Annotated in this window: 15 protein-coding genes; 9 read left to right on the top strand and 6 right to left on the bottom strand. The window is 65.8% G+C overall.

Features of this window, described 5'->3' with window-relative positions:
- Positions 1 to 54: 54 nt before the first annotated feature.
- Both MJ122_RS17405 and MJ122_RS17400 read right to left on the bottom strand, forming a co-directional pair.
- Positions 55 to 720, bottom strand: a complete 666-nt coding sequence (locus MJ122_RS17405; RefSeq protein WP_239744936.1) for a response regulator transcription factor — start codon at positions 718 to 720, stop codon at positions 55 to 57.
- Complete coding sequence (locus MJ122_RS17400; RefSeq protein ID WP_088421334.1) at positions 717 to 4112, bottom strand: ATP-binding protein; 3396 nt, start codon at positions 4110 to 4112, stop codon at positions 717 to 719. The genes MJ122_RS17405 and MJ122_RS17400 overlap by 4 nt, the downstream gene beginning before the upstream one ends.
- A 298-nt stretch (positions 4113 to 4410) precedes the next feature.
- Here MJ122_RS17400 and urtA point away from each other — a divergent pair, with 298 nt between their 5' ends.
- The 9 genes from urtA (at position 4411) to MJ122_RS17355 (ending at position 13324) form a co-directional block, all read left to right on the top strand.
- Complete coding sequence (gene urtA / locus MJ122_RS17395; RefSeq protein WP_088421333.1) at positions 4411 to 5655, top strand: urea ABC transporter substrate-binding protein; 1245 nt, start codon at positions 4411 to 4413, stop codon at positions 5653 to 5655.
- Positions 5656 to 5720: 65 nt separating this feature from the next.
- Positions 5721 to 6638, top strand: a complete 918-nt coding sequence (gene urtB, locus MJ122_RS17390) for an urea ABC transporter permease subunit UrtB (protein ID WP_172419288.1) — start codon at positions 5721 to 5723, stop codon at positions 6636 to 6638.
- A 10-nt stretch (positions 6639 to 6648) separates the two neighbouring features.
- Complete coding sequence (gene urtC, locus MJ122_RS17385; protein WP_239744935.1) at positions 6649 to 7824, top strand: urea ABC transporter permease subunit UrtC; 1176 nt, start codon at positions 6649 to 6651, stop codon at positions 7822 to 7824.
- Positions 7821 to 8579 (top strand): urea ABC transporter ATP-binding protein UrtD, encoded by a 759-nt coding sequence (urtD, locus tag MJ122_RS17380; protein WP_088421331.1) that lies wholly within the window; start codon positions 7821 to 7823, stop codon positions 8577 to 8579. The genes urtC and urtD overlap by 4 nt, the downstream gene beginning before the upstream one ends.
- 78 nt (positions 8580 to 8657) lie before the next feature.
- On the top strand, positions 8658 to 9347 hold the full coding sequence (urtE, locus tag MJ122_RS17375) for an urea ABC transporter ATP-binding subunit UrtE (protein WP_088421330.1): 690 nt from the start codon (positions 8658 to 8660) through the stop codon (positions 9345 to 9347).
- 185 nt (positions 9348 to 9532) lie between these two features.
- Positions 9533 to 10762, top strand: a complete 1230-nt coding sequence (gene fmdA, locus MJ122_RS17370; RefSeq protein WP_239744934.1) for a formamidase — start codon at positions 9533 to 9535, stop codon at positions 10760 to 10762.
- Positions 10763 to 10814: 52 nt separating this feature from the next.
- The gene (locus MJ122_RS17365; protein WP_088421328.1) at positions 10815 to 11162 is read left to right on the top strand and encodes a zinc ribbon domain-containing protein; all 348 of its coding nucleotides are present in this window, start codon (positions 10815 to 10817) and stop codon (positions 11160 to 11162) included.
- Between the two features lie 63 nt (positions 11163 to 11225).
- Positions 11226 to 12269 (top strand): aliphatic amidase, encoded by a 1044-nt coding sequence (locus tag MJ122_RS17360; RefSeq protein ID WP_088421327.1) that lies wholly within the window; start codon positions 11226 to 11228, stop codon positions 12267 to 12269.
- 23 nt (positions 12270 to 12292) lie between these two features.
- Positions 12293 to 13324, top strand: coding sequence for an AAA family ATPase (locus MJ122_RS17355; protein ID WP_088421326.1), 1032 nt, complete (start codon positions 12293 to 12295; stop codon positions 13322 to 13324).
- A gap of 362 nt (positions 13325 to 13686) precedes the next feature.
- On the opposite strand, the gene ppa is transcribed toward MJ122_RS17355, so the two are convergent.
- The 4 genes from ppa to MJ122_RS17335 all read right to left on the bottom strand — a co-directional run bounded on the left by ppa (position 13687) and on the right by MJ122_RS17335 (position 16862).
- Positions 13687 to 14217 (bottom strand): inorganic diphosphatase, encoded by a 531-nt coding sequence (gene ppa, locus MJ122_RS17350; RefSeq protein WP_017521720.1) that lies wholly within the window; start codon positions 14215 to 14217, stop codon positions 13687 to 13689.
- A gap of 80 nt (positions 14218 to 14297) precedes the next feature.
- A complete protein-coding gene (locus MJ122_RS17345; RefSeq protein WP_088421325.1) occupies positions 14298 to 15116 on the bottom strand; it encodes a zinc-dependent peptidase in 819 nt (272 codons plus the stop codon).
- 7 nt (positions 15117 to 15123) lie between these two features.
- Positions 15124 to 15783 carry a DedA family protein gene (locus MJ122_RS17340; protein WP_017521718.1) on the bottom strand — a complete coding sequence of 220 codons (660 nt, stop codon included), beginning with the start codon at positions 15781 to 15783 and terminating at the stop codon, positions 15124 to 15126.
- Positions 15784 to 15977: 194 nt separating this feature from the next.
- Positions 15978 to 16862, bottom strand: coding sequence for a transporter substrate-binding domain-containing protein (locus tag MJ122_RS17335; RefSeq protein WP_239744933.1), 885 nt, complete (start codon positions 16860 to 16862; stop codon positions 15978 to 15980).
- Between the last annotated feature and the right edge of the window lie 51 nt (positions 16863 to 16913).

The raw sequence follows: 16913 nt of genomic DNA, 5'->3' as shown, positions 1-16913 counted from the left end.
GGCGGGCAGCGGCTGCTTGAACACGTGCTGATGCTCCGGATGAGCCGGCCCTTCTCACCGGCAGGCGCCGATAGCCAGCACGGCGGCAGCGGAGCGGGTCTCCACGCCCAGTTTCACGTAGACGTGTTCCAGGTGCTTGTTCACCGTTCTGGGTGACATGCCGAGAATGTCGCCAATATCCCGGTTGGTCTTGCCGCAGGTCACCCAGTGGAGGACTTCGACTTCCCGACTGGTCAGCTGGTAGCGGTTGCTGAGGGCCTTGAGGTTCTGCTCGCCGGTGAGTTGCGGGCGGCTGGCGGGTGGTCTCCGGGCGGCCTGGAGCTCACGGGCAGTCCTCAGGTGCGCGGCCACGCGGGCGAGCACTTCGTCGGTCTTCAGGGGCTTGGTGACATAGTCGATGCCGCCGGCGGAGAAGGCTTCGACAACATGTTCGGTGTCGGTCAGGGCGGTCATGAACAGGACCGGGATGTCGGCGATCTCGGCCTGGGCCTTGATCCGCCGACAGGTCTCGAAACCGTCCAGGCCAGGCATCACCGCATCCAGCAGGACCACGTCCGGACGGCGGCGTTGCATGCGCTCCAGGGCGCTGGCGCCGTCCATGGCGACCAGCACCATGTAGCCGGCGGCGTCCAGGGCGTCGGAGAGCAGTGCCAGGTTGTCCGGGGTGTCGTCGACGATCAGCACGACGCCGGTCGAGGCGGGTTGCAGGGCGGCGTTCATGGTTTTTCTCCTTCCAGGGGCAGGTCGGCTGGCTGCAGGGTGTCCTTGAGGCGACGGTTGAACTCATTGAGCTGGAAGCGCTTGACCAGCTTGCGCAGCGTATCCACGTAGGCAGCGCTCGCCGGCTCCTCGACCTCGATGCGGTCCAGGCGCTCGAGGATGCCTTTCACGTAGCCCAGTGCGCCCAGCTCGTGGAGTTCGGCGAGGCTGGCCGCGCTCGGTGCCTGCAGCCGGGCGGGCGGCGGGACGGGAGTCTCGTCATGGCGCTCCAGCCATTCCAGGTCCAGCTGTTGCCTGATCTTCTCCAGCAGCCGGGGAACGTGCACCGGCTTGGCCAGGTAGTCGTCACAGGCGGCGGCAACGCTGCGTTCTCGGTCGTCGGCGAAGGCGTTGGCGGAGATGACGATGATGGGGGCCGTGGAAAGGCCGTTGCGGCGAATCAGGGTGCTGGCCTCCAGGCCGTCGAGCAGCGGCATGGACAGGTCCATGAGGATCAGGTCCGGCTGCAGCAGTGCCACCTGGCGGATGGCTTCCTGGCCGTTGCCGGCCTCGGCCAAGTCGAACCCCAACGGCTCGAGCATGCCGGCCAGCACGCGACGGTGCTCGATGTGGTCGTCCACCAGCAGCACCCGGCGCCGTGGACCCTGGTAGCCGACGATATTGTGCTCGACGTGGACCAGCGCCTGTGGCACGCGGACTTCCGAGAGGAACAGGCGGACCACGAAGCTGGTGCCCTGGCCCGGCCTGCTGCTGACGTCCAGGGCGCCGCCCATCAGCGCGACCAGCATGCGGGTGATGGTCAGGCCCAGGCCCAGGCCGCTGTCCTGGCGCAGCGGGTCGCCGCGCTCGAAGGGCTGGAACAGGCGCTCCAGCTGCTCCTCGGGGATACCGATGCCGCTGTCGATGACTTCGAAGGCGGCGGTCTCGCGGGCATAGGTCACCCGCAGGGTGACGCCGCCGCGGTCGGTGTAGCGCACCGCGTTGCCGAGCAGGTTGATGAGGATCTGGCGGATGCGCTTCTCGTCGCCACGCACCACCGCCGGGATACGCCCCTGGGACTCGAAGCGGAAGCTCAGGCCTTTCTCCCCGGCCTGGGGAGCGAACATCTGCTGCAACTGTTCGAGGAACTCCGGGAAGGGGATTTCCGTGGGTTCCAGGTTGAGCTTGCCGGCCTCGATCTTGGCCACGTCGAGCAGGCCATCGATCAGCGACAGCAGGTGCGAGCCGCTGCGGTAGATGGTCGCCAGGGCTTCCTGTTGGCGACCGCTGCTGGCCGGATCGCGCTGCAGTATCTGGGTGTAGCCGAGAATGCTGTTGAGCGGCGTGCGCAACTCGTGGGACAGCCCGGTGACGTAGCGACTCTTCGCGGCGTTGGCGGCCTCCGAGGCTTCCTTGGCCTTCTGCAGGGCTTCGTCGGTCTTGCGGTGGGCCTGGATTTCCTGCATCAGCAGGGCGGTCTGCCGGGTCGACTCCTCCAGTGCCACGTGACGGCTTTCGCGGGTCAGCACCACCCACCAGGCCAGCGCTGCGGCGAACAGGGTGAGGACCATGAAAGCCTTGAAGAAACCCTGGTACAGCAGGTGGCGCTCGTCACCCTGGAGGCCCTGGGAGACCTGGCTGTAGATCAGTGCCAGGGCGCAGAACATCAGGCCGACCATGACGATGAGGACGCCCAGGTAGTGCGCCAGGCGGGTGTGCAAGTGCGGCACCGAGGTGTTGGGCAGCAGCCAGCGCAGCAGGGCGTCGAACTGCGCCGCGAGGCGCGCCTTGGGTTTGCACAGGTCGCCACAACGGGCGTCCAGTGAACAGCACAACGAGCAGATGGGCGCGCCGTAGGCGGGGCAGAAGGCGATGTCCTCGCGCTCGAAGGCATTGGCACAAAGCACGCAATCCAGGTGAGTCTGCTGCGGGTGCTCCAGCTTGAGCACACTGGTGCGGGCGATGTAGTAGCGGCCGCCGGTGAGCCACGCCAGCAGCGGTGCGCAGACCAGCGCGGAGCCCAGGGACACCACCGGTGAAGCGGCCTGTGCCAGTGCGCCGAACAGCCCCGCGTGGGCCAGGCCGGAGAGCAGCGAGGCGAGCAGCATGGCGCCGACGCCCACCGGGTTGATGTCGTACAGGTGGGCACGCTTGAACTCGATGTGTTTGGGCGACAGGCCCAGGGGTTTGTTGATCACCAGGTCCGCGACCACGGCGCCTATCCAGGCGATGGCGATGTTGGCATAGAGCCCGAGGACTTCCTCGATGGCTTCGAATACGCCCAGCTCCATCAGCATCAGCGCGATCATCACGTTGAACACCAGCCACACCACGCGTCCGGGGTGGCTGTGGGTGACGCGGGCAAAGAAGTTCGACCAGGCGAGGGAGCCGGCGTAGGCGTTGGTCAGGTTGATCTTCACCTGGCTGACGATGACGAACAGCACCATGGCGCCCATGGCCCAGGCGGGGGAGGCGAACACGTAGCCGAAAGCGACCAGATACATCTGGGTCGGTTCGGCGGCGCGTTCCATGGGGATCTCGTGCTGCAGGGCGAGGAACGCCAGGAAGGCGCCGGCAAGCATTTTCAGCGCGCCGGGGATGATCCATCCGGGGCCGGCCATCAGCAGCGCTGCCCACCAGCGGCGGCTATTGCGGGCGGTCTTTTCCGGCAGGAAACGCAGATAGTCGACCTGCTCGCCGACCTGGGTCACCAGGGCCAGGCCCACGGTGCAGGCGGCCCCGAAGGACAGCAGGTTGAAAGCCCCGGCCTCGCCCTCGCGGCCGGCGAAGGTGGTCCAGTCAGCCAGCGCGCCGGGGTTCTTGGCGACGACGAAGACGTAGGGCAACACCAGCAGGATCAGCCAGATCGGCTGGGTCCACATCTGCAGGCGGTTGATCAGGGTGATGCCGTAAGTGACCAGCGGGATGACGATGATCGAGCAGATCACGTAGGCCAGCGCCAGCGGGATGCGGAAGTACAGCTCCAGGGCCAGCGCCATGATCGCCGCCTCCAGGGCGAAGAACAGGAAGGTGAAGCTGGCGTAGATCAGCGAGGTGATGGTCGAGCCGATGTAGCCGAAGCCGGCGCCGCGGGTCAGCAGGTCCATGTCCACGCCATAGCGCGCCGCGTAGTAGCTGATCGGCAGGCCGGTGAGGAAGATCACCAGGCTCACCGCCAGCACCGCCCAGAGGGTGTTGGTGAAGCCGTAGCTGATCGCCAGGGCGCCGCCGATGGCCTCCAGCGCCAGGAAGGAGACGGCGCCCAGCGCGGTATTGGCGATACGGAATTCCGACCACTTGCGGAACGACCTGGGCGTGTAGCGCAGGGCGTAGTCCTCCAGTGTCTCGTCGGCGACCCAGCTGTTGTAGTCGCGGCGGATCTTGGCGATGCGTTGCGTCCCGGTGTGCTGCACGGTGGCGCTCCTGGCGGTATGGCGGAAAAGGGCATCAGGCAAGTTCCGTGCCCCCGCACGGGGGCCGGGCCAGACACCTCGAAGCGCGCTACCCCGTCAACCTTGCTCCGCGCGGGCGCGTGATGGGCAGAGCATGCCCCAGTCCGTTGCAGCGAGCTGTACGTCAGATGACGTATGCCGTTACGTCATCCTGCGTATGTTCCGCCGCCCGGCCCGCGACGCATCCTTCTCTCCGCAGCGAACCCCCGCAGCCCCGGCCACAAGGGGCGACCGGTACATCACCTAGAGGAGCGAGAAGATGCACAGACCATCGGCTGTGAAACCCAGCCTTCCCCGGCGCCTGGCGCTGGGTGCCGCGGCATTGTCCCTGCTGGCGGCCAGCGTGTTCAGCCAGGGGGTGATGGCGGATGCCGCCAACACCACCGGCCTGGCGGTGACCGACAAGGAAGTGACCGTCGGCCAACTGCACTCGGCGACCGGCACCATGGCGATCTCCGAGACCGGCGCGATCCAGGCCGAGCGCCTGGCCATCGAGCAGATCAACGCCGAGGGCGGTGTGCTCGGCCGGCAGATCAAGATCATCCAGGAAGACGGCGCCTCCGATTGGCCGACCTTCGCCGAGAAGGCCAAGAAGCTGCTGGAGGCGGACAAGGTCGCCGCGGTGTTCGGCTGCTGGACCTCGGCCTCGCGCAAGGCGGTGTTGCCGATCTTCGAGAAGGACAACGGCCTGCTCTACTACCCGACTTTCTACGAGGGCCTGGAGCAGTCGAAGAACGTCTTCTACACCGGCCAGGAGGCCACCCAGCAGATCCTCTCGGCGCTGGACTGGCTGGCCAAGGAGAAGGGCGCCAAGACCTTCTACCTGGTGGGCTCGGACTACATCTGGCCGCGCACCTCGATGAAGATCGCGCGCAAGCACATCGAGAACGTGCTGCATGGCGAGGTGGTGGGCGAGGAGTACTACCCGCTGGGTGGCACCCAGTTCGGTTCGCTGACCAACAAGATCAAGCTGAAGAAGCCCGATGTGGTCTTCGCCGCGGTGGTCGGTGGCTCGAACGTGGCCTTCTACAAACAGCTCAAGGCTGCCGGCATCAATTCGTCCAAGCAGACCCTGATGACCCTCTCGGTGACCGAGGATGAAATGCTCGGCATCGGCGGCGAGAACATGGCCGGCTTCTACTCCTCGATGAAGTACTTCCAGACCCTGGATAACGACAACAACAAGAAGTTCGTCGAGGCGTTCAAGGCCAAGTACGGCAAGGACGCGGTGATCGGCGACGTGACCCAGGCCGCCTACCTCGGCCCCTGGCTGTGGAAGATGGCGGTGGAGAAGGCCGGCAGCTTCGACGTCGACAAGGTGGTCGCGGCCTCGCCGGGCCTGGAGCTCAAGACCGCCCCGGAGGGCTACGTGAAGGTCCACGACAACCATCACCTGTGGAGCCGCTCGCGCATCGGGCAGGTCCAGCCGGATGGCACCTTCAAGGTGGTCCACGAGTCCGCCGACCTGATCGAGCCCAACCCCTTCCCCAAGGGCTACCAGTAAGCCTTGCCTGACCGGGGCCGCCCGCCGCTGGCGTGGCGGCCCCACCACCTTTGCGGGAGACCCTCATGGAATGGTTATCCGAGTTCGGCGCGATCGCCGTGATGCAGGGCTTCAACGGCCTGTCGGTGTTCTGCGTGCTGCTGCTGATGGCACTGGGGCTGGCGATCATCTTCGGGCAGATGGGGGTGATCAACATGGCCCATGGCGAGTTCCTCGCCGTGGGGGCCTATACCACCTACGTGATGTCTTCGCTGACCCTGCACTACTTCCCGGCCTTGCAGCCGTACTATTTTTTCTTCGCGATCATTCTCGCCTTCTTCGTCGCCGGCGCCATCGGCTGGGTGGTGGAGTGGGCGATGATCAGCCGCCTCTACCAGCGGCCGCTGGATACCCTGCTGGCCACCTGGGGGCTGTCGCTGATCCTGCAGCAGCTGTTTCGTTCGGTGTTCGGCGCCCGTGAGGTCAGCGCCGAGATGCCGGAGTGGGTCATGGGCTCCTGGAGCCCCTCCGACAGTATCGACATCCCCAAGAACGGCCTGTTCGTCATGGCCCTGACGGTGCTGCTGACCATCACCCTGTTCCTCATGCTCTATCGCTCGCGCTGGGGCCTGCAGGTTCGCGCGACCATGCAGAACCGGCTGATGGCCCGTGCGGTGGGGATCAACACCAAGCGTGTGGACCGCATGACCTTTGCCCTTGGCTGCGGCGTGGCCGGCGTAGCCGGCGCGGCCTTCACCACCATCGGCTCCATCGGCCCCACCTCCGGCTCGCTGTACATCGTCGACACCTTCCTGGTGGTGGTCTTTGGCGGCGCGGCCAGCCTGCTCGGCACCATCGCCTCGGCCTTCGGCATTGCCCAGGCGCAATCGATCATGGAGTTCTTCCTCTCCGGCTCGATGGCCAAGGTGCTGACCCTGTCGGCGGTGATCCTCATCCTGATGATGCGGCCCCAGGGGCTGTTCTCGGCAAAAGTCCGCAAGTAGGGAGCGCGCAATGAACAAGGCAATCGACAACCTGCTCGGCGGCAGGCAGGGCGCCATCGGCCTGCTGTTGCTGGCCGCGCTGATCCTGGTGGTGTTCCCGCTGGCGCTGGACACCTTCCGCCTGAACATGGTCGGCAAGTACCTGACCTACGCCTTCGTCGCCGTCGGCCTGGTGCTGTGCTGGGGCTACGGCGGCATCCTCAGTCTCGGCCAGGGCATCTTCTTCGGCCTCGGCGGGTACTGCATGGCGATGTTCCTCAAGCTGGAGGCCTCGGACCCGGAGAGCACCAGGATCCAGTCCACTCCCGGTATCCCGGACTTCATGGACTGGAACCAGATCACCGAACTGCCCTGGCTCTGGCAGCCGTTCCACAGCTTCGGCTTCACCCTGGTGGCGGTGGTTGCGGTACCGGCGCTGCTGGCGTTCGTGATCGGGCTGGCGATGTTCAAGCGCCGGGTAGGGGACGTGTACTTCTCCATCGTCACCCAGGCCATCGCTGCCATCCTGACCATCCTCATCATCGGCCAGCAGGGCCTGACCGGTGGGGTCAACGGCATCACCGACCTGAAAACGGTGCTGGGCTGGGACATCCGCCCGGACAGCGCCAAGGTCATCCTCTACTTCGTCAACGCCGCGCTGCTGCTGGGCTGCATCCTGCTCGCCCGCTTCGTGCTGGCGTCCAAGCTCGGCCGGCTGCTGGTGGCCATGCGCGACAAGGAGGAGCGGGTGCGTTTCTCCGGCTACGACGTGGCCAGCTTCAAGATCTTCGTCTTCTGCGTCGCCGCGGCCTTCTCGGCCATCGGTGGCGCCATGTTCGCCCTGCAGGTGGGCTTCATGTCGCCGTCCTTCGTGGGCATCGTACCCTCCATCGAGATGGTCATCTTCGCCGCCGTCGGCGGGCGCCTGTCGCTGCTGGGCGCGGTTTACGGCGCACTGCTGGTGAACTTCGGCAAGACCTACTTCTCCGAGTCCTTCCCGGAGCTGTGGCTGTACCTGATGGGCGGGCTCTTCATCGTGGTCGTCATGTACTTCCCCAACGGCCTCGCCGGGCTCTGGGACAGCCACGGGCGCCAGTGGCTGGCGCGCTTCACCCGGCGCAAGCCCAAAGCCATGACCGTTGCGGTGCAGCCGGTCGCGCCGGCCGCCGTCGAGCGCAAATCCCCTGAGCTGGAGACCACGCCATGACCCCGACGGGTTTCGAAAGTCCCAAGCCGGTGCTGGCCATCGAGGGCCTGACCGTCTCCTTCGACGGTTTCAAGGCCGTCAACGACCTCAACCTGTACGTCGACCGCAACGAGGTGCGGGTGGTGATCGGCCCCAACGGCGCCGGCAAGACCACCGTGCTCGATCTGATCTGCGGCAAGACCCGCGCGACCGCTGGCAGCATCCAGTTCGAGGGGCGCGAGCTGACGAAGATGCGCGAGTACGACATCGTCCGGGCCGGCGTCGGGCGCAAATTCCAGAATCCCTCGATCTACGAGAACCTGACGGTGTTCGAGAACCTGGAGATGTCCTACCCGGCGGGACGCAAGGTGTTCGGCGCGCTCTTCTTCAAGCGCACCGCAGAGGTGATCGAGCGGGTCGAACAGGTGGCGACCGAGATCGGCCTGGGCGAGCACCTGCAGCGCCAGGCCGACCTGCTGTCCCACGGGCAGAAGCAGTGGCTGGAAATCGGCATGCTGCTGATGCAGGACCCGCAGCTGCTGATGCTCGACGAACCGGTGGCGGGCATGAGCGTGGCCGAGCGCCAGGCCACTGCCGAACTGCTCAAGCGCATCAGCCAGGGGCGTTCGGTGCTGGTCATCGAGCACGACATGGAGTTCGTCAAGAGCATCGCCCACCGTGTCACCGTGCTGCACCAGGGCAAGGTGCTGGCCGAGGGCAGCATGGAAGCGGTGCAAAGCAACCCGAAGGTGATCGAGGTGTACCTCGGCCACTGACGCCATCGCCTGCCGTGCCGCCGCCGGTGGCACGGCTTCCCGCCCGCGCCAAGCGGCTTCGGGTACAAGGAGTTCCGCATGTTCCAGATCAGCAACCTGGTCTCCGGCTACGGCCAGAGCCGCATCCTCCACGAGCTCAGCCTGGACGTGGCCAAGCGCGAGATCGTCGCGGTGATGGGCCGTAATGGCATGGGCAAGACCACCCTGTTCAAGAGCCTGATGGGCATTCTGCCGACCTGGGCCGGCTCGATCAGCGTCGATGGCCGCGACGTTTCCGCCCAGGAGACCCACCAGCGGGTCGCCAGCGGCATCGCCTACGTACCCCAGGGACGGATGATCTTCCCCAGCATGACGGTGCTGGAGAACATCCAGACGGGCCTCCCGGCCTCGGCTAAGGGGCAGGTGCCGGACGATCTCTTCGCACTCTTCCCGGTGCTCCACGAAATGCGCGGCCGCAAGGGCGGTAACCTCTCCGGCGGCCAGCAGCAGCAACTGGCGATTGCCCGCGCGCTGGCGACCAACCCCAAGGTGCTGCTGCTCGACGAGCCGACCGAAGGCATCCAGCCGTCGATCATCAAGGATATCGCCCGCACCCTGAAGGAGATCCGCAACATGCGCGACCTGACCATCGTGGTCTCCGAACAGGTGCTCTCCTTCACCCTTGACATCGCCGACCGCTTCCTGGTGATCGAGAAGGGTCGATTCGTGGTCGAGGAGACCCGCGACAAGGTCGACGAGGCCACCATCAGCCGTTACCTGTCGGTCTGAGCAGCGCTTCCTGGCGGCCGCCATGCAACAGCGTGGCGGCCGCTTCCGCACGCCGGGTGGAAATGGCCGGAGACCGCGCAGCCACTGGCTTCCGGCATACGTTATCCGACGTATTTGCAGCGCCGATACAAGCCCCGAGACTGGCCAGGAACCTTCCCGCAACCGGCACAGCAAGGAGCCGCGCGATGACCGACACCCTGATCCAGGTCGACCTCAACCAGGCCGCCACCGAGAACGAGCAAGTTCACAACCGCTGGCACCCGGACATTCCCATGGCCTGCTGGGTCAAGCCGGGGGACGATTTCATCCTCGAGACCTACGACTGGACCGGCGGCGCGATCAGGAACGACGACGACGCCAGCGACGTGCGCGATGTCGACCTGTCCACCGTGCACTACCTGTCCGGCCCGGTCGGGGTGAAAGGCGCCGAGCCCGGCGACCTGCTGGTGGTCGAGCTGCTCGACATCGGCGCCAAGGCGGACTCGCAGTGGGGCTTCAACGGCTTCTTCTCGAAGCAGAACGGCGGCGGCTTCCTGACCGACTACTTCCCGTCCGCGCAGAAGTCGATCTGGGACTTCGAGGGCATGTTCACCCGGAGCCGGCACATTCCCGGCGTGCGTTTCGCCGGCCTGATCCACCCCGGCCTGATTGGCTGCCTGCCGGACCACAAGATGCTTGCCGAGTGGAACCGCCGCGAGCAGGAACTGATCGATACCAACCCGACCCGCGTGCCGCCGCTGGCCAACCCGCCGTTCGCCAGCACCGCGCACATGGGCAAGATGACCGGCGCCTCGCGAGACATGGCGGCCGCCACTGGCGCACGTACCGTGCCGCCGCGCGAACATGGCGGCAATTGCGACATCAAGGATCTGTCCCGCGGATCGAAGATCTTCTTCCCGGTCTACGTCGACGGCGCCGGCCTCTCGGTGGGCGACCTGCACTTCAGCCAGGGCGACGGCGAGATCACCTTCTGCGGCGCCATCGAGATGGCCGGCTGGGTCCACATGAAGGTCGAGCTGATCAAGGGCGGCATGGCCAAGTACGGGATCAGGAACCCGATTTTCAAGCCCAGCCCCATCGTTCCCACCTACAACAACTTCCTGATCTTCGAAGGCATCTCGGTGGACGATGACGGCAAGCAGCACTACCTGAACGTCAACCTGGCGTACAAGCAGGCCTGCCTGAATGCCATCGAGTACCTGAAGAAGTTCGGCTACAGCGGCGCCCAGGGTTACTCGCTGCTGGGCTCGGCGCCGGTGCAGGGACACATCAGCGGAGTGGTCGACATCCCCAACGCCTGCGCCACCCTCTGGCTGCCGACGGACATCTTCGAGTTCGACATCAACCCCAGCGCCGCCGGTCCGACCCGCTACCTGGACGGCAGCATCGACATGCCCATCGCCTACGACAAGTGACGCCCCCTGGGCGCGACCGCCCATGGTCGCGCCTCGTTGCCAGGAGCACGCCATGCCGATCTATGAATACGACTGCCCGAACTGCGGTGACTTCACCCTGCTGCGGCCCATGTCCGAGCGCGACCAGCCCTGCGCCTGCCCCTGCTGCGAGACGCAGAGTGTACGGGCGATCTTCAGCCCCCCGGGTCTGGCGACCCTGCCCGGCAGTCAGCGCCGCGCCAACGAAGCCAACGAACGGTCGCGCCATGCCCCGCAGACCCTCGAAGAGTACAAGGCCAACCGCAGGCACGGCGCCGGTTGCAGTTGCTGCGCGCCAAGCAAGCCGGTGCAGCGCACCAAGGACAACCCCCATGGACTGAAGGCCAGCCCGGCGGCCCGGCCCTGGATGATCAGCCACTAATCCCCATCTGCCGATGGGCGCGCGCAGCGCTGCCTGTCAGTCCGTTTCCCAAGGAGTCACCCGATGCGCCATGGCGATATTTCCAGCAGCCCCGATACGGTCGGCGTCGCCGTCGTCAACTACAAGATGCCGCGCCTGCACAGCAAGGCCGAGGTGCTGGGCAACGCCCGCAGGATCGCCGACATGATCAAGGGCATGAAGCTCGGCCTGCCGGGCATGGACCTGGTGGTATTCCCCGAGTACAGCACCATGGGGATCATGTACGACCCCGAGGAGATGATGGCGACCGCCGCGACCATCCCCGGCGAGGAAACCGCGATCTTCTCCGCCGCCTGCCGCGAGGCGAAGACCTGGGGCATCTTCTCGCTCACCGGCGAGCGCCACGAAGAGCACCCGCACAAGGCGCCCTACAACACCCTGGTACTGATCAACGACCAGGGCGAGATCGTGCAGAAGTACCGCAAGTGCATTCCCTGGTGCCCCATCGAGGGCTGGTACCCGGGCGACCGCACCTACGTCAGCGAAGGCCCCAAGGGCCTGAAGATCAGCCTGATCATCTGCGACGATGGCAACTACCCGGAAATCTGGCGCGACTGTGCGATGAAGGGCGCCGAGCTGATCGTGCGTTGCCAGGGCTACATGTACCCGGCCAAGGAGCAGCAGGTGCTGATGTCCAAGACCATGGCCTGGGCCAACAACTGCTACGTGGCGGTAGCCAACGCTGCCGGCTTCGATGGCGTGTACAGCTACTTCGGCCACTCGGCGATCATCGGTTTCGACGGCCGCACCCTCGGCGAATGCGGGGAAGAGGAGATGGGCATCCAGTACGCCCAGCTGTCGATCTCGCAGATCCGCGACGCACGGGCCAACGACCAGTCGCAGAACCACCTGTTCAAGCTGCTGCACCGCGGCTACACCGGGGTCTACAACTCCGGTGACGGCGACAAGGGGGTGGCGGACTGTCCGTTCGACTTCTACCGCACCTGGGTGCTGGACGCGCAGAAGGCCCGGGAGAACGTCGAGCAGCTCACCCGCTCGACCATTGGTGTGGCCGATTGCCCGGTGGCTGAGTTGCCGCATCCGGGCAAGGAACGGCAACTGGGCTGAATCCGGCCCCGAGGGAGAAGTCCATGCCATTCGTCAACGACCTGCTCGAGCACAACCGCGGGCAGCTCGCCCGCGAAGAGGCTGCGCTGCTGCCCTCGCGCTTTCTCTTCGAACCGCCTGCGGTGATGGCGTTGCTGCGTTCGCGCATCATCGGCCAGGACGCGGCGCTCGATCAGGTGGAGGCGCTGCTCAAGGTGGTGAAAGCCGATATCGGCGACCCCGAGCGACCGTTGGGGGTCAGCCTGTTCATCGGTCCTACCGGCGTCGGCAAGACCGAGATGGTGCGGCTGCTGGCCCAGGCCATCCACGGCCGGGCGGACGCCTTGTGCCGGATCGACATGAACACCCTGGCCCAGGAGCACTATGCCGCTGCACTGGCCGGAGCGCCGCCCGGTTACGTCGGCAGCAAGGAAGGCACCACGCTGTTCGATGCCGAGGCAATCGCGGGAAGCTATGGGCGACCGGGCATCGTGCTGTTCGACGAGCTGGAGAAGGCCGATCGCACGGTGATCCGCACGTTGCTCAACGTCCTCGACAGTGGCCAGCTGGTGCTCAGCGCTGGCAGCAGGCGCATCGACTTCCGCAACAGCCTGATCTTCATGACCAGCAATATCGGTGCGCGCAAGGTCTGGGAGTACCGTGCGCGTTTCGAGCGCGGCTGGCGCCGCTGGCTCAACCTGCTGCCCCATGATCACCCCAAGGTGCTGGAAGACGCCCTGCACGGACACTTCGAGCCGGAGTTCCTCAACCGTATCGACCGCATCCTGGCGTTCGATCGTATCGACGGCGACTGGCTGCCAGGGCTGCTGGACATCGAACTGGGCAAGCTCAACCAGCGCCTGGGCAGACGGGGGCGAAGCCTGGAGTTGAATGAGGCCGCCAGGGCCCTTCTGTGCAGCGGGCATGATCCGCGCTTCGGTGCTCGCGACCTGGTTCGGCGCCTGCGTCGGGGCCTGGAGCCGGTCCTGGCTGAGCGGCTACTGGAACAACCGACGGCCACGCGGCTGCGGGCCAGTGTCGATGACGCGGGCTTGCGAGTGGATGTGGTGAGCTGAGCGAGCGCTGCCGCCTTGCGGAGGGCGTTTGGGGAGGTGCGAGCTCTCTGACGGGGCGCGGGGCCACGCCGTTGGTCGGGATGCTGCGGTATGAGACGTCAGTTCCCACGCCCTTGCCTACGGCGGGCCAACGGGGGCGGAGGGATTTCTGCGGGCATTAAAAAAGCCGGCTTGTGGCCGGCTTTCAGGGGGTGGTCCAACCTTACTTCTGGTAGGGCGGACCGCCTTGATTCTGTGGCAGCGCAGCGAGCTGCGTGCGGGGCGCAGATGGTAGCAAAGTCGGGACGAAAAGCCTAATCCCGGTCATAAAAAAGCCCCGCCGAGGCGGGGCTTCTTCGTTGCGCGGATAATCCGCGCCACCATCACTTGGCCTGGAAGGCGGCGACGGCCTTGGTGATGTAGTCGTGGGCCTGAGCGGCGTCGCCCCAGCCTTCGACCTTCACCCACTTGCCCTTCTCGAGATCCTTGTAGTTCTCGAAGAAGTGCTTGATCTGCTCCAGCAGCAGGGCCGGCAGGTCGGTGTATTCCTTCACGTCCTTGTACAGGACGGTCAGCTTGTCGTGCGGTACGGCGATCAGCTTGGCGTCGCCGCCGGCTTCGTCGCTCATGTTCAGCACGCCAACCGGACGGGCGCGGATCACGGAGCCCGGAGCGACCGGGTAGGGGGTCACGACCAGCACGTCCAGGGGGTCACCGTCGTCGGCCAGGGTGTTGGGGATGAAACCGTAGTTGGCCGGGTAGAACATCGGAGTGGCCATGAAACGGTCGACGAACAGGCAGTCGGTGTCCTTGTCGATTTCGTACTTGATCGGCGCGTGGTTGGCCGGGATCTCGATGGCGACGTAAATGTCGTTCGGCAGGTCTTTGCCAGCCGGGATGCTGCTGTAGCTCATGGACGACTCCAGATAGTGGTCGGGCCGAAAAAGTGCGGCGGATTATAGGCAGATTGCCGTGTCCAAGCCACAGACATCGCCTAGTGCGCCTGAGTTTCCTGATATTCGGGGTGCTCGGCCTGAAGCTTGTGCAGGCGCGAGAGCGGATCTTGCCGGTAGAACAGCGAAAGCTGTTCATAGACTTTGGGATAGGCCGCCTGAAGGAGGTCCGGAGCGGTAAAGAAGTACTCGCTGGTGACGGCGAAGAACTCCGCCGGATTCTCCGCCGCGTACGGGTCGATGGCGGTGTGCGCCTGCGGATTGTGGTCGAGCTGGCGGTTGAGGTCGTCGTAGGCGGCCTGCATGGCGGCGGCCCAGTCGGCCACGCGCATGTTGCGATGCAGCGGCGGCAAGCCGTTGGCGTCGCCATTGAGCATGTCGAGCTTGTGCGCCAGTTCGTGGATCACCAGGTTGTAGGCATCCCAACCGCCGCCGCTTTCCACGCCGGGCCAGGCGAGAATCACCGGACCTTGCAACGAGGTTTCGCCGGCGCGCTCGTCGTCGAACTCGTGCAGGACGCCAGCCGGGTCGCGGTGCTTCTGCGGGCTGACGAAGTCGTCCGGGTAGAGCACCAGCTCATGGAAGCCGCCGTACCAGTTCAGGTCCGGCAGGTGCAGCAGCGGCAGTTCGGCCTGGGTCGCCAGCAGCAGGCGGCGGTAGTCGTCCAGTTCGATGCCCGGCAGCGGCGACAGGCGCTTGTCGCGCAGGAACAGCAGCGCGCGCTCACCGAGCCGGCGCAGTTCCTCTTCGCTCAGGCCGTCGAGGATCGGGAGGTGCCGGCGCACCTGCGTCCACAGCTCTGCATCGAGCGGATAGCGGGCGAGAAAGCGCCGGCGGCGCCAGGCATTGAACGACCACATGGGCGGATCAGTGCTCGCCGGGCTGGGCCTTGGCCGAGGGGCGCAACTTGTGGCGGATGAAGCCGATAAGCATGGGCACCAGCGAGAAGGCGATGATGGCGACGATCATCACCGACAGGTTCTGCTTGATGAACGGCACGTTGCCGAAGAAGTAGCCCAGGGTCACCAGGCCACCGACCCAGGCGATGCTGCCGGCCACGCTGAAGAACAGGAAGCGGGCATAGGGCATGTAGGCCATGCCGGCGACGAAGGGGGCGAAGGTCCGCACGATGGGCAGGAAGCGCGCCAGGGTCACGGTCTTGCCGCCGTGGCGCTCGTAGAACGCGTGGGTCTGATCGAGGTAATCGCGGCGGAAGACTTTCGAGTTCGGATTGCTGAACAGGCGCTTGCCCAGGGTTCGGCCGATCACGTAGTTGGTGCTGTCGCCGCTGATCGCCGCGACCAGCAGCAGGCCGCCGAGCATCCACGGGTCCATGCCGCCGGTGGCGCAGATGGCGCCGGCGATGAAGAGCAGGGAATCACCGGGCAGGAAGGGCGTTACCACCAGGCCGGTTTCGCAGAAGATCACCAGGAAGAGGATGGCGTAGATCCAGGTGCCGTAGTTGGCCACCGCCAGCGACAGGTAGCTGTCGAGGTGGAGAATCAGGTCGATCGGGTTGAATTCCATGAGAAGCCTGTCTGACAACAAGGTGAACGGCCGGGCCGCCCAGTATAAGGCGTGGCCGGTATGACGGGGCGCGCTCCGTCGAATCCTGCGACGGAAGTCCGCGGGAGGATATTACAGCTTCTGCGTGAAAATCCTGTCGCTGTGAGCGCGGCAACGCCTTGTGACAAATACCCGGAGCGGAGTGGGGGACTGTCTCAGAGCAGGCTCGCCTGCCAGCTCAGCAGGTCCGGCGGCGTCCTGGGCGTCAGGGCGGCGCCGTGCTGATCGCCGCTTGCCGGCAGTTGCTCGGCCAGCGGATGGGTGGCGACTTCACGGCTGTTCATCGCCGTGTCGAGGCGTGCCTCGGCGATCAGCTGCTGCAGGCGTCCGCTGCGACGCAGGGTGCGCAGGCCGCGGTCGAGGCTGGCGGCTAGGGCTTCGCCTTCGGCGAGCTTCTTCGGCACCAGTACATAGAGTGGCTTGACCTCCAGCGGTGGGTCGACGAACTCCAGTTGCTCGCGCAGCGCCGGGGCATTCTGGCTGAGCAACTGGTAGCCGGTATAACGGTCCACCACGGCCAGGTCGATGCGCCCGCGCAGGAGTTTTTCCAGGTTCTGCCAGTCGCTGCCGACCACGTCCTTGTTGAGGAAGTCGGCGGCGTCGAAGCCTTCCTGGTTGACGTAGCCGCGCACCACGCCGATTCGGTACGGGCGCAGGGTGTCGAGGTCGCGCGGGTTGATCGGCAGGGCGCGGTCACGGCGGCGGAAGAAGCCGAGCTGGGAGTCCAGCAGCGGCATCGAGGTGTAGAAGTCCTGGCTGCGGTCGGGCGACAGGTAGGCCGGCATCAGCGCGTCGAAGCGGCCTTCGCGGGTTTCGTTGAGGGCCCGTTGCCAGGGCAGGAAAACCAGTTCGGCCTTGTCACCGTTGAGCGCCAGGGCCTCGTTGAGGATGCGGCTGGCCAGCCCGTTGCCGGGCAGGTCGCTACCGACGTAGGGCGCCCATTCCAGGGTGGCGACGCGCAGGGTCTGGCCCTGGGCGATGGCGCCCAGCAGCGCGAGGCAGAGGCAGGCGGTGCGCAGAGCGAGCAGGGAATGACCCATGGGATCCCTTGGGCGGAGGCCGCGGCGATTCCGATAATGGCACTTTAATAT

It is taken from the genome of Pseudomonas sp. DP-17 (genome assembly GCF_022380625.1).
Classification (GTDB): Bacteria; Pseudomonadota; Gammaproteobacteria; order Pseudomonadales; family Pseudomonadaceae; genus Pseudomonas; species Pseudomonas nitroreducens_A.
This window is presented reverse-complemented; position numbering and strand designations above follow the sequence as displayed.